Here is a 12,677-nt window from a genome sequence, read left to right as displayed (position 1 = left end):
GCCGCGCTTTGGGCGCGGCCGTTTGGGACCGGCGGGGTGCGGGGCTAACGGGCGGCAACGGGTCCGACGTCGGCCGGTTCGGCATTGACCGAACCGGCCGCTTCCGCCTCCTCCCCCGCTGGGGACGAACTGGCCGCGGACACGGCGGCTGCATCTGCAGCCGGGGCCCGGCGGGCAGCTGCCTTGGCACGGGCGGCGGCGCCGGCCATCACCGCCAGGCCCAGCAGGGTGATCGCGGCCCCGGCCCAGATGGGCGAGGTGTAGCCCAGCCCGGCGGTGATGGTCACGCCGCCGAGCCAGGCGCCCAGCGCGTTGCCCACATTGAACGCGCCGATGTTGGCTCCGGATGCCAGCGTGGGCGCCTTGGCCGCGTACTTCATGACACGCATCTGCAGGCCGGGCACCGTGGCGAACCCGAAACCGCCCAGGAGCAGCAGGGAGGCGACGGTGAGCACCTGGTTGCCCGCGCTCAGGGCGAAAACCACCAGGACCACCACGAGGACCGAGAGCACGGCGAGCAGGGTGCGGTCGACGTCGCGGTCGGCCGCCCTGCCGCCAAGGGTGTTGCCGATAAACAGGCCCACCCCGAAGACAATCAGCAGCCACGGAACGGTGGAGGCGGCGAATCCGGAGACCTCGGTGAGGGTGAAGGCAATGTACGTGAACGCGCCGAACATGCCGCCGTAGCCGAGGACGGTCACCAGGATGGACAGCCACACCTGGCCGGAACGGAAGGCGCCCAGCTCGCTGCGCAGCCCGCCGTGTGTGGTGTCACCGGTCCCAGCCTTGGGCACCAGGGCCAGGATGCCGGCCAGCGCCAGCACTCCGATGCCCGTGATGGCCCAGAAGGTGGAACGCCAGCCTGCGGCCTGACCCAGCAACGTACCGAGCGGAACACCGAGGACATTGGCGGCCGTGAGTCCGGTGAACATGATGGCGATGGCAGCGGCCTTCCTTGCCGGCGGGACCATCCCCGCAGCAACAACCGCACCGATGCCGAAGAAGGCACCGTGTGCGAGGGCGGCAACCACCCGGCCAGCCATCATCGCCCAGTAGTCGGGGGCAATGGCGGACAGCAGGTTGCCGGCGATGAAGAGCACCAGCAGCATGGCCAGCACCGGCTTGCGCTGAAAGCGGGAGACCGCAGCGGTAAGGCCCAGCGCACCCACTACGACGGCGAGCGCATAGCCGGAGATGAACCAGCCGGCGGAGGCTTCGCTCACCCGGAAGTCCTCGGCCACTTCGGGGAGCAGGCCCATAATGACGAATTCGGTGAGTCCGATGCCGAACCCGCCAAGGGCTAGGGCTATCAGGCCAACAGGCATGGATGTGCTCCTTCGGAACTGTACTGAATGGGAAGCGCGGCGTAAGGTATTAGTTGCAGGCGCGCTATATTTCGTTGCACAAGCAAATATTGCACAAAAAGATATAGCGCGCAAGCAACTATCTGCCGGGCTCTGTTCCGAGTGAGCCGGAGAACTGAAGGAGGAGAGCCCATGGGCATCAAGGACGACGCCGTGGAGGTTCGCGCGCAGGGATGGCGCACCCTGGCGGCCCTGCACGGGCTGATTGAAGCGGAGCTGGAACGGTCGCTGCAGGGGCAGGCGCAGCTTTCCGTCGTCGAATACACCGTGCTGGACGCGCTCAGCCGGCAGGACGGGTGGCACATGCGCATGCAGCAGCTGGCGCGGGCCACGGCCCTCAGTGCCAGTGCGACGACCCGTCTCGTGAACCGGCTGGAGGACCGCGGCCTGCTGACCCGCATCCTGTGCGCGGACGACCGCCGCGGCATCTACACCGAACTCACGGACAGCGGGAGCAAACTGCTGGCAGAAGCACGGCCGGTCCACGACGCCACGCTGGAACGGACCCTTGCCGAAGCGCAGCAGGTGCCGGAGCTGGCGCCCCTGGTGGACGCCCTCCCCCGCCTCCACGCCGGCGTCTAGCTCCCCCGGCCGGCCACCCGCCGTCGGCCGCCCTTCTGACCGGCCACCCGCCGTCGGCCGCCCTTCATCGGTGTACCGGCGGCTTAGTGCACCCGGGTTCCCGCGGCGGCGTCGGTCTTTTGTTCGGCGGCGGTCGCGGCTTTGGGGATGACGCCTGCCTGGTGCTTGAAGTAGTGCTCCACGTCCTCGAGGCTCTTGTCCTTGGTTTCGGGGACGTACTTCGCGGCGAACAGTATCGCGCCCACGCCGAGGACGGCGAACACGAAGAACGTATTGGAGATGCCGATGGCGGCGAGCAGCTGCGGGAAGCCGAAGCCGATCAGGAAGTTCACGATCCAGAGCACGAAGGCCGATGCGCCCATTCCCAAGCCGCGAAGCTTCAGCGGGAAGATCTCCGAGAGCATGAGCCACGTGACCGGCGAAATGGCCCCCTGCTGGAACGCGAGGAACGTGACGGTCAGGGCCAGGATCACGTAGCCGCGGGCGGTGCCCTCGGGCAGGGCCAGCGAGAACAGGCCGATCAGCAGCAGCGCCGTGGTGGTGCCGACCTGCCCGGTGATGAGCATCCGGCGGCGCCCCACCTTGCCGAGGAGCCAGATGCCCGCGAAGGTGGCCAGCACGGAGATGACGCCGTTGGCGATGTTGGCGCTCAGGGCCGCTTCCCGGCCGAAGCCGGCATTCGCCAGAATCTGCGTGCCGTAGTACATGATGGAGTTCACGCCCGTGATCTGCTGGATCACGGCAAGGCCGACGCCGACGAAGAAGATCCGCCGCAGCCAGGGAACCTGCAGGTCCTTCCAGGACCCCATCTTGGACTTGTAGTCCTCCACGGCCATGGCCTTGACTTCTTCGAACTCCGCCGTGGCCTCGGTCCTGGAGCGGATGCGCTGGAGCACGCCGAGCGCCTCGCCGAAGCTGCCCATCGAGGCGAGCCAGCGGGGGCTTTCGGGCATGAAGGCCATGCCGATCCACAGGGCAACGGCCGGCAGCGTGGCGATGACAAGCATCCAGCGCCAAATGCCTCCGGCCTCGCCGAACGTGTTTCCGAGGTAGGCGTTGAAGATGAAGGCGAGCAGCTGGCCCGTGACGATCATGAGCTCGTTCTGCGTCACGATCCGCCCGCGCCGGGCCGACGGCGACACCTCCGCGAGGTACACCGGCACCGTCACGGACGCCCCGCCCACGGCCAGGCCCAGGATGAACCGGGCCGCCACCATGAACTCGGTGCTGGGGGCCAGGGTGCAGGACAGGGTGCCGATCAGGAAGATGGCGGCCAGGACCATGATCATCTTTCGCCGGCCGTTGCGGTCCGCCAGCCGGCCGCCGAAAAGTGCGCCGAAGGCGGCGCCGAACAGCAGCGACGACGTCACCAGGCCCTCGGCCAGCGGTGTCAGGCCCAGGTCCTCCTGCATGTAGGGCAGGGCACCGTTGATGACGCCTGTGTCGTAGCCGAAGAGCAGGCCGCCAAAAGTGGAGATGATGGTGACGGTGCGGAGCGCCCGCTGGTGTTTTAAGTCGGCCTTCCCAGAAGGCGCGAACGTCATACGCTGACCTTCTGCACGTACTGTTTCATGGTGTCCAGCTGGAAGCGGGACACCTCCTCGGCGTTCTCGTTTTCGGCGAAGACGCTGGACACCATCACCGTGTCGTCCCGGTCCAGAAACCCGATTTCCTTCAGGCCGCCGAAGAATTCGTCCCAGTTCACGTCGCCGTCGCCGATCTTCAGGTGCTGGTGGACCCGGACGGCGTTGCCCGGCGGGTTGGTGATATAGCGCAGTCCGTGGGAGGCATGGTGGTCCATAGTGTCGGCCACGTGCACCAGGCGCAGCCTGTCCCCCGCGGCACGCATGATGTCCAGCGGCGAGTTCCTCATGTGGAAGCTGTGGGAGGCCACGTAGACCATGCCGACGTTCTTCGAGTTCAGTCCGCGGATGACGCGGATCGCGGCGAGGCCTTCCTCCACGAAATCGTCCGGGTGCGGGTCGATGAGCAGGTCGATGCCTTCGCGCTCGATGATGGGGAGCAGTTCCTCCATGGAGCGGTAGAACGCGCGCTCGGATTCCTCTGCCAGTTCCGGCCGGCCACTGAACTCGGTGTTCATGGTGCTCACGCCAAGGTCGACGGCGATCTGGATGGCGCGCTTCCAGTAGCGCACTGCTGCCTCACGGGCGTCCTCGTCCGGGCCGGACCAGCGCAGCACGGGCAGGATGGACGCGATTTCGATTCCCGCGTCGGTGCACGCCTTCTTCAACTGGCCCACGAGTTCGTCATCGGCCTTGGGGTGGTTGTAGAAGGGGATGAAATCCGGGTGCGGCGTCATCTGCATGTACTTGTAGCCGAGGTCGGCCACCACCTTGGGGAATTCCAGCAGGCTGTGGCTGTGGTGGAAGGGGGTGGGATCAAGGGCGATTTTCACGAGGAACACTCCATTGTGGAAAGAGACGGATAACGAAAGGAGTTTTTGTCCAGATATCGCAACCTCGAGGGCCTCCAAGTCGCGTTATCTGGACAAAAACTCCAAGGGGTGGGCCTAGCTGTAGAGGGCGGGCTTGGCGTTCAGCTTCACGGCGACCTTCTCGCCGTTCTTCTGGGCCTCCACGCCGGCTTCGCAGCAGGCGGCCGTGGCGTAGCCGTCCCAGGCGCTGGGTCCGCCGATTTCGCCGCGGAGCGCGGCGTCCACCCAGGCTTGGATTTCGACGTCGTATGCGGCGCCGAAGCGCTCCTCGAATCCGGGCGTGACGTTGCCGCCCCAGCGGCCGTTGCTGCGCAGATACGGGCCGCTGTCGCCGCCGATGCTGACGATGCCGTCCTCAAAGGAGGCCTGGGTGGCCACTTCGTAGCCGAACTTGGCGTTCACGTAAATTTCGACGTCGGCCAGGACACCGGATTCGGTTTCGATCAGGACGTGCTGGGGGTCATGCTGGCCGGCCGGGGCGTTCTTCGTGGCCTTGCCGAGGCGGACCTGGACGGAGGTGATCTCTTCGCCGGTGAAGAAGCGGATCGCGTCAAACTCGTGGACCACGGAGTCGTTGATGAGCATCTCGTTGGTGAAGCCGGCCGGCGTGCTCGGGTTGCGGTGCTGGTGGTGCAGCATCAAAAGCTCGCCGAGCTCGCCACTGCGGATCATCGAGCCTAGGGCCGCGTATTCGGCGTCGAAGCGGCGCATGAAGCCCACCTGGATGCGCTTGCGGCCCAGCTTCTCCTCGGCCTGGACGATCTTCCACGACGATTCAGCGTCCGGGGTCAGCGGCTTCTCGCACAGGATGGGAATGTCCCTCGGGATGGCCTTGAGCAGGATCTCTTCGTGCAGGAAGCCCGGGGTGGCGATGAGGACGGCGTTGACGTCGCCGTTGTTCAGCGCCTCTTCGGCGTCGGCCAGGGCCACGGCCCCGGGAATGCCTTCGACGGCGGCCTGGGCGCGGGCCAGGTCAACATCGACGACGGCGGCAACTTCAGCGCCGTGGATGCGCTTGCTGAGGCGCTGGATGTGGTCCGCGCCCATGCGGCCGGCGCCGATAACGGCGACGCGAAGGGTTTCAGTCATTGTTCTTTCCTTACGATTGGAATGCCGGGGGCTAGTTGACCGCGGTGCGGGAGCCGCAGGACAGCAGGTAGTTCCTGGTGCGCTTGGCGATGGGCATCGGAACATCGAAGGCCACCGGGTACATGTCCTGCTCGACGATGCCGAAGATCGGCCGGTCCAGGGCCTCGACGGCTTCGATGACAGCGCGCAGGTCCGGCAGGCCGTTGGGCGGTTCCGTCATGACGCCGGCCAGGTTCGCCGCAGCCCAGGTCATGTTTTCCTCGTTGACCTTCTTGAGGACGTCCGGGTTGATCTGCTTCAGGTGCAGGTACCCGATCCGGTCCGGGTAGTTCTTGATGAGCTCCAGGCTGGAGGCGCCGCAGTATTCCGCGTGGCCGGTGTCCAGGCACAGGTTGAGGTACTTCGGGTCGGTCGCGCCGAGCAGCGTTTCGATGTCTTCCTGGGCTCCGACGTGCGAGTCGGCGTGGGAGTGGAACTGCTGCTTGAGGCCGAAGTCCTCGAGCAGCGTCTTTCCGAGGCGGTTGTGGCCGGCGAAGAGGTCGGCCCAGGCCTTGTCGCTGAGCGTGCCGCTCTCCACGGCCTCACCTGTGACGTCATCACGCCACATGGCCGGGATGACCACGATGTGCTCGCCGCCCATGGCTGCGGTGAGTTCGGCGACCTTGCGTGCCGGTTCCCAGGCGGTCTCCCACTGGTCCAGGCCGCGGTGGAACGCGGTGAAGACCGTGCCGGCGCAGACCAACAGGCCCCGCTGCTTCAGTTCCTCGGCGAGCCGGGTGGGGTCGTTAGGCAGGTAGCCGTAGGGGCCCAGCTCGATCCACTTGTAGCCGGACTCTGCCACCTCGTCGAGGAAACGCTCCCACGGGGTCTGCTTGGGGTCATCCGCAAACCACACGCCCCAGGAGTCGGGCGCGGTGCCGATGATCAGCTTGTTCTCTGTCATGACTGTTCCTTCTCATCGATTGCTCCGCAGACGCCCCTATGGACGCTCAAAACGGCGATTACGGAGCAGTCGATGGTGGTTATGGGTGGCGGTGGGGCTTAGTTGGAGGGGAAGTTGTAGGAGGCGCCGGAGGCGTGGGTGGGTTCGGGCCAGCGGGAGGTGATGACTTTGCCGCGGGTGTAGAAGGAGACGCCTTCGGGGCCGTAGATGTGTTTGTCGCCGAAGAGCGAGGCTTTCCAGCCGCCGAAGGAGTGGTAGGCCACGGGGACGGGCAGGGGCACGTTGATGCCGATCATGCCCACGGTGACGGAGCGCTGGAACTTGCGGGCGGCTGCGCCGGAGGAGGTGAAGATGGCGGTGCCGTTGCCGTAGGGGTTGGCGTTGATCAGCTTGATGCCGTCTTCCAGGGTGTCGACGCGGACGACGACAAGGACGGGTCCGAAGATCTCCTCCTGGTAGGCGGTCATTTCGGTTTTGACGTGGTCCAGGACCGTCGGCCCGACCCAGAAGCCGTCTTCATGGCCGGGGACGACGAGGTCGCGGCCGTCCACGACCATCGCAGCCCCGGCGGCTTCGGCTTCGGTGACGATCCTGACGATGCGTTCCTTGGAAGCGGGCGTGATGACCGGGCCCATTTCGGCGCCGGGCACGGTGCCGTTGTCGACCTTCACGGCGACGGCGCGTTCTTCGACCTTCTTAACCAGCAGGTCCGCGGCGTCTCCGACGGCGACGGCGACGGAGATGGCCATGCAACGCTCACCGGCGGAGCCGAACGCGGCGGCCGCGAGGTGGTCGGCGGCGTTGTCCAGGTCGGCGTCGGGCAGGATGATGGCGTGGTTCTTCGCCCCGCCGAGGGCCTGGACGCGCTTGCCGTGGGCGGTGGCGGTCTCGTGGACGTACTGGGCGATCGGGGTGGAGCCGACGAAGGAGATGCCGTCCACGTCCGGGTGGGTCAGGAGCCCGTCGACGGTTTCCTTGTCGCCGTGCAGGACCTGGAACACGCCGTCGGGCAGCCCGGCGTCCTTCCAGAGCCTGGCGAGCAGCAGGGAGGCGGAGGGGTCGCGTTCGGAGGGCTTGAGGATGAACGCGTTGCCGGTGGCGATCGCCATCGGGGCCATCCACAGCGGGACCATGACGGGGAAGTTGAACGGGGTGATGCCGGCGACGACGCCGAGGGGTTCGCGGAAGGAGAAGACGTCGATGCCGGTGGAGACCTGGTCGGAGTAGTCGCCCTTGAGCAGGGACGGGATGCCGCAGGCGAATTCGATGACTTCCAGGCCGCGGCCGATCTCGCCCTTGGCGTCGGAGAGGACCTTGCCGTGCTCGGCGGTGATCAGCCCGGCGAGTTCGTTCACGTGCTCGGCGACGAGTTCGCGGAACTTGAACAGCACGGCGGTGCGCTTGGCCAGGGAGATGTCGCCCCAGGTATCGGCGGCCTTGCGTGCGGCGGCGACGGTGGTGTCCAGGTCTGCCCGGTTGGCCAGGCGCAGCTCCGCGCTGACCTGCCCGGTGGCCGGGTTGTAGACGGGGGTGGTGCGGTCGCCCTCACCGGAGGTCTCGGCACCGTTGATGAAGTGGTTGATGGTGGTGGTGACGGTCGTCGTTGACATAGAGATGACTTCCTTGGTCTGGGTCTTGGGAGAGGCTGGGGAAGGTTAGCCGAGCAGCTTGCGCTGGCGGGACTTGTGGTCGGTGTAGGTCTTGTAGGCCTGCCGGGTGGAGCCAAGTTCAGACACTGCGGAGACGGGCACGTCCCACCAGGATTCGGAGCTCGGGGCGTCCAGCAGCGGGTCGGATTCGACGTGGATCACAATCGGGCCGCCGCGCTCCGGGGCGGCCTTGGCGTCACGGATGGCCTGTTCGAGTTCGGCGATGGCCTTCTCCCCGGGCTCGATCCGGATCACCTTCACGCCCAGGGACTCGGCGTTCAGGGCCAGGTCCACCGGGAGGGTCTCGCCCTCGTCGAACGAGTGCTTCTCTTCGTCCAGGGCCCGGTACTGGGTGCCGAAGCGCTGCGAGCCGAGGGATTCGGAGAGCGAGCCGATGGAGGCGTAGCCGTGGTTCTGGATCAGGACCACAATCAGCTTGATGCGTTCGGCGACGGCGGTAACAAGTTCGGTGTGCATCATCAGGTAGGAGCCGTCCCCGACCATCACGACGACGTCACGCTGGGTACCGCCCGCTGCGGCCTCGGCAAGCGCTGCGCGCTTGACGCCCAAACCGCCGGGGATTTCATAACCCATGCAGGAGTAGGCGTATTCGACGTGGTAGCCGAACGGGTCGCGGACCCGCCACATCTTGTGCAGGTCCCCGGGCAGGGACCCGGCGGCGCAGATGACCACATCGGAGGCGTCCATGGCCCGGTTGGTGGCGCCGATGATCTCGTTCTGCGCCGGCAACGGACTGAACCTCGTGTCGAAGGCTTCGTCCACCGTGGTGTTCCAGCGCTGCTTCTCCGCAGCGATCTTCTGCTCCAGGTCGGCGCCCACGCGGTAGCCGCCCAGGGCCTGGTTGAGCTTGACGAGGGCCTTGCGGGCGTCGGCGACGATCGGCAGCGAGGTGCCGTGCTTGTAGGCGTCAATCGGCGCGACATTGATGTTGATGAACTTCAGGTCCGGGTTCTGGAACGCGGTCCGGGAGGCGGTGGTGAAGTCCTCGTAGCGGGTGCCGATGCCGATGATCAGGTCAGCTTCCGCGGCGATGGCGTTGGCCGCCGTCGTGCCCGTGGAGCCGATCGCGCCGAGGGAGTACTGGTGGTCCCAGGGCAGGACGCCGACGCCGGCCTGCGTGTTACCCACCGGAATGCCGGTCAGTTCGGCGAACCTGGCGAGTTCCTCGTGGGCGTAGGCGTAGAGGACGCCGCCGCCGGCGATGATCAGCGGCCGCTTCGCGGCCCGGATCGCTTCGGCGGCGCGTCGGATGTCGTCGTCGTCCGCTTCCGGGCGGCGGATCCGCCACTCCCGCTCGGCCAGGAACTCCTCGGGGACGTCGAAGGCCTCGGCCTGGACGTCCTGGGGCAGCGAGATGGTGACCGCGCCGGTCTCGGCCGGGTCGGTCAGGACGCGCAGGCCGTGGTGGAACGCGGAGAACAGCTGCTCCGGGCGGGTGACCCGGTCAAAGAACTTGGACAGCGGCCGGAACGCGTCATTGACCGTCAGGTCATAGGCGTAGGGCTGTTCGAGCTGCTGCAGCACCGGATCCGCCGCCCGCGTGGCGAACGTGTCCGACGGCAGCAGCAGGACCGGCAAACGGTTCGTGGTGGCCAAAGCGGCACCAGTGAGCAGGTTCGAGGAACCCGGTCCGATGGAGGTGCTGACCGCGAACGTCTGCCGGCGTCGGGTGTGCCGGGCGTACCCGACGGCCTGGTGGGACTGGGCCTGCTCATTGCGGCCCTGGTAGTACGGCATGATCCGCGGATCGAGCTGCTGGTACTGCTTCAGGGCCTGGCCCACACCGGCCACGTTGCCGTGCCCGAAAATACCAAACATGCCCGGGATCAGGCGTTCACGGAAATCGACCCCGCCCACGGAATCAACGGTGTACTGCTTGGAAAGATATTCGACCACGGCCTGCGCCACGGTCATCCGGCGGGTTCCAGTTCCCATCGTTTACTCCGATACTTCTGCGGTGAGGGCTGATGTGGTGTGGTGGAGGAGTGAGGCGGCCGCGGCAACGGCGCCGGAGACATCGCCGTCAGCCGGGTACAGCAGTGTCCGGCCGACCGTGAGTCCCTGCACGCCGGGCAGGGCCAGGGCGGCTCCCCAGGTGGCGAACACCTCGTCCTGGGTGCCCGCAGGGTCCCCGCCCAGCAGCACGGTGGGCATGGTGGTGGCGGCCATGACGCGTTCCATCTCAGCCACGACCGGCAGCTTCATCCAGGTGTAGGCGCTGGTGGAACCCAGGCCCTCGGCAATGGCGATGGATTTGATCACGGCGTCCGGGCTCAGGTCGTTGCGGACCCGGCCGTTTTCGCGGACGGACAGGAAGGGCTCCACCATGGCGATGAGCTTGCGCTCGGCGAGGGAATCGATCGCCTTCGCGGTGGCTTCGAGCAGGGAGACGGTGTCCGGGTCGCCGAGGCAGATGCGGGTCAGCATCTTGCCGCCGTCCGCGCCCAGTTCCTGCAGGGCAGCGGCGGTGTGCCCGGTGAAACGGTCATCGAACTCGTTGACCAGGCCGGCGAGGCCGCCGCGGTTCATCGACCCGAAGACCAGCTTGCCCTCCAGGGCGCCCAGGAGCAGCAGGTCATCCATGATGTCCGGGGAAGCCAGGATGCCGTCCACTGCCGGGTTGGCCAGCGCGAGCTGCAGGCGGTCCAGCAGCTGGCGGCGGTCCGCCATGGCCACCGGGTCATTGCCGACGGAGAGGGCACCGCGGGCCGGGTGGTCGGCCGCGACAATAAAATTCTGCCGGCCGTGCTTCAGGCCGGGGTGGCGGCGCCGGGCCTTGGCAGCCCGGGAGATGGCCGAAGGGTCTTCGAGCCGGATAGTGCTCAGGTGCTCGTACCGGCGGGGGTCATCATCCACCGCCAGGGTAGCGGTGCCGGGATTGAGGCTCACAGGGCCGCTCCTTCGGGAACAGAAATGGTGGGAACAGCATCGCCGGGAACCAGACGTCCGCGCTCGGCGAGCAGCGAGGTGACCTCGGCCGGCGTCGGCATCGCATCGGCGCAGGACAGCCTGGAGGCGACAATCGCGCCGGCCGCGTTCGCGAAGTCCAGGACCTGGGCAAGCGGCCAGCCTGAAAGCAGGCCGTGCACGAAGGCGCCGCCGAAGGAGTCACCGGCACCGAGGCCGTTGACGGTCTCGACCGGGACGGGTGCGGAGACCACCCGCTCGGTGCGGGTCTTGGCCATCACGCCCTCAGGGCCGAGCTTGACGACGGCGATTTCGACGCCGGCGTCCAGCAGGCGGTCCGCCTGCTCATCCGGGGTGCCCGGGCCCACGGCTACGGAGCATTCCTGGTCGTTGCCGATAGCCACCGTGACGTGGGGCAGGATCCGGGCCACCTGCTCCCGGGCTTCCTCCTCGGAGGCCCAAAACATGGGCCGGTAGTCGAGATCCAGGATGGTGTACTGGCCATCCTTCAGGCCGGTGCGCGGCCGGGCTTCGTGGGCCGAAATGTGCGCCCCACGGCTCGGCTCCTGGCAGAGGCCGGTGACCGTGGACCAGAATATCTGCGCGTCCCGGATCGCTTCCGTGTCGAGCTCCTCGGCCTTGATCTGCAGGTCCGGGGCGGTGGGGAAACGTCCGTAGAAGTACAGCGGAAAATCATGCGGCGGCTGGATCGCGCAGAACGTTGCCGGCGTCTGCAGGCCCTGGACCGGGCTGACGAAGGAATCGTCAACGCCGAACTTCTCCAGTTCGCCGTGCAGGTACTTACCAAACGGGTCATCGCCGGTGCGGGTGATGACACCTGTCCGGTGGCCATGGCGGGCGGCAGCAACAGCAACGTTGGATGGCGAGCCGCCGAGATACTTGCCGAAGGACCGGACATCCTCCAGTCCCACCCCGATGTCGTTCGGGTAGATATCAACGCTGATTCGCCCGATCGTGAGCAGTTCGTGGGTCACGGTGATCGTGGACCTTTCTTTTGGATCTCAACCTCTAAGCAGCCGAACGGCCAAGGCTCCGGCGTTCCGCGGGCCCCGTGAGCGGGACCACATGAACTACTGTGCCCTAGAATTTATGTCCTGTCAAAGGTTTGTACTGACATACTTACAACAAGCAGAACTGGTTCCAGAATGCGGAGTTGATGGACCCGCAAACGGAAGCGGGGAAGCATAGTATGTCCACCCTTATTTCTTTGGTACGGCGAGTTCACCCGTAACGTACTGGGCGCGGCCGAACCCGAAGGACCAGTCCCCCGCGGTGTTCTCGACGTAACCGATAAAGACGTCCTCGCCGGCGACTCCCAGTGCGGCCAACTTCTCCGCCACCGCCGCGAAAAGACGCTGCTTCGCCTCCTGGCTGCGCCCGCCCTGGGTAAAGATCTGGATCATGATGACGCCGCGCGTGCGCTCGAAGCCAAGGCCCGCGTCCTGCGCCACGATCTGGCCCGGCGCATGCTCGGTGACGATGTGGAAGTAGTCGCGCTCCGGGATCCCATATTCAGCCAGGATGGCGTCATGGATTCCCCGGCTGAGGCCATTGAGTTCATCCCGGCTGCGGCCGGAGTGGAGGTCGATTCGTACGAGAGGCATATCGTTCCTTTGATAGTTTGTCTTTACATACTATCAAAGTAC

The 12,677-nt window shown here is 66.4% G+C and carries 11 protein-coding genes; 1 reads left to right on the top strand and 10 read right to left on the bottom strand.

Translation table 11 applies throughout. The features are described 5' to 3' along the window. Nucleotides 1–44: 44 nt before the first annotated feature. On the bottom strand, nt 45–1,325 hold the full coding sequence (locus ACFTSA_RS05965; RefSeq protein WP_377950333.1) for an MFS transporter: 1,281 nt from the start codon (nt 1,323–1,325) through the stop codon (nt 45–47). 171 nt (nt 1,326–1,496) lie between these two features. Here ACFTSA_RS05965 and ACFTSA_RS05960 point away from each other — a divergent pair, with 171 nt between their 5' ends. Then, nucleotides 1,497–1,946, top strand: a complete 450-nt coding sequence (locus ACFTSA_RS05960; protein ID WP_236807221.1) for a MarR family winged helix-turn-helix transcriptional regulator — start codon at nt 1,497–1,499, stop codon at nt 1,944–1,946. 83 nt (nt 1,947–2,029) lie between these two features. On the opposite strand, the gene ACFTSA_RS05955 is transcribed toward ACFTSA_RS05960, so the two are convergent. From ACFTSA_RS05955 to ACFTSA_RS05915, 9 genes are all read right to left on the bottom strand, one after another. Then, nucleotides 2,030–3,490, bottom strand: coding sequence for a sugar porter family MFS transporter (locus ACFTSA_RS05955; RefSeq protein ID WP_377950332.1), 1,461 nt, complete (start codon nt 3,488–3,490; stop codon nt 2,030–2,032). Continuing rightward, entirely contained in the window at nt 3,487–4,362 is an 876-nt protein-coding gene (locus tag ACFTSA_RS05950) for a sugar phosphate isomerase/epimerase family protein (RefSeq protein WP_377950330.1), read from the bottom strand. Before ACFTSA_RS05950 ends, ACFTSA_RS05955 begins: the two co-directional genes overlap by 4 nt. 114 nt (nt 4,363–4,476) lie before the next feature. After that, on the bottom strand, nt 4,477–5,490 hold the full coding sequence (locus tag ACFTSA_RS05945; protein ID WP_377950329.1) for a Gfo/Idh/MocA family protein: 1,014 nt from the start codon (nt 5,488–5,490) through the stop codon (nt 4,477–4,479). 31 nt (nt 5,491–5,521) lie between these two features. Continuing rightward, the gene (locus ACFTSA_RS05940; protein WP_377950328.1) at nt 5,522–6,433 is read right to left on the bottom strand and encodes a sugar phosphate isomerase/epimerase family protein; all 912 of its coding nucleotides are present in this window, start codon (nt 6,431–6,433) and stop codon (nt 5,522–5,524) included. Nucleotides 6,434–6,531: 98 nt separating this feature from the next. Then, complete coding sequence (locus ACFTSA_RS05935; protein ID WP_377950326.1) at nt 6,532–8,043, bottom strand: CoA-acylating methylmalonate-semialdehyde dehydrogenase; 1,512 nt, start codon at nt 8,041–8,043, stop codon at nt 6,532–6,534. A gap of 45 nt (nt 8,044–8,088) precedes the next feature. Next, nucleotides 8,089–10,038, bottom strand: coding sequence for a 3D-(3,5/4)-trihydroxycyclohexane-1,2-dione acylhydrolase (decyclizing) (gene iolD / locus ACFTSA_RS05930; RefSeq protein ID WP_377950324.1), 1,950 nt, complete (start codon nt 10,036–10,038; stop codon nt 8,089–8,091). A 3-nt stretch (nt 10,039–10,041) separates the two neighbouring features. After that, entirely contained in the window at nt 10,042–10,992 is a 951-nt protein-coding gene (locus ACFTSA_RS05925) for a deoxyribose-phosphate aldolase (RefSeq protein WP_377950323.1), read from the bottom strand. After that, nucleotides 10,989–12,005 carry a 5-dehydro-2-deoxygluconokinase gene (gene iolC / locus ACFTSA_RS05920; protein WP_377950322.1) on the bottom strand — a complete coding sequence of 339 codons (1,017 nt, stop codon included), beginning with the start codon at nt 12,003–12,005 and terminating at the stop codon, nt 10,989–10,991. The genes ACFTSA_RS05925 and iolC overlap by 4 nt, the downstream gene beginning before the upstream one ends. A gap of 225 nt (nt 12,006–12,230) precedes the next feature. Continuing rightward, on the bottom strand, nt 12,231–12,635 hold the full coding sequence (locus ACFTSA_RS05915; protein WP_377950320.1) for a tautomerase family protein: 405 nt from the start codon (nt 12,633–12,635) through the stop codon (nt 12,231–12,233). Between the last annotated feature and the right edge of the window lie 42 nt (nt 12,636–12,677).

It is taken from the genome of Arthrobacter sp. NPDC057013 (assembly GCF_042674585.1).
Taxonomy (GTDB): domain Bacteria; phylum Actinomycetota; class Actinomycetes; order Actinomycetales; family Micrococcaceae; genus Arthrobacter.
This window is presented reverse-complemented; position numbering and strand designations above follow the sequence as displayed.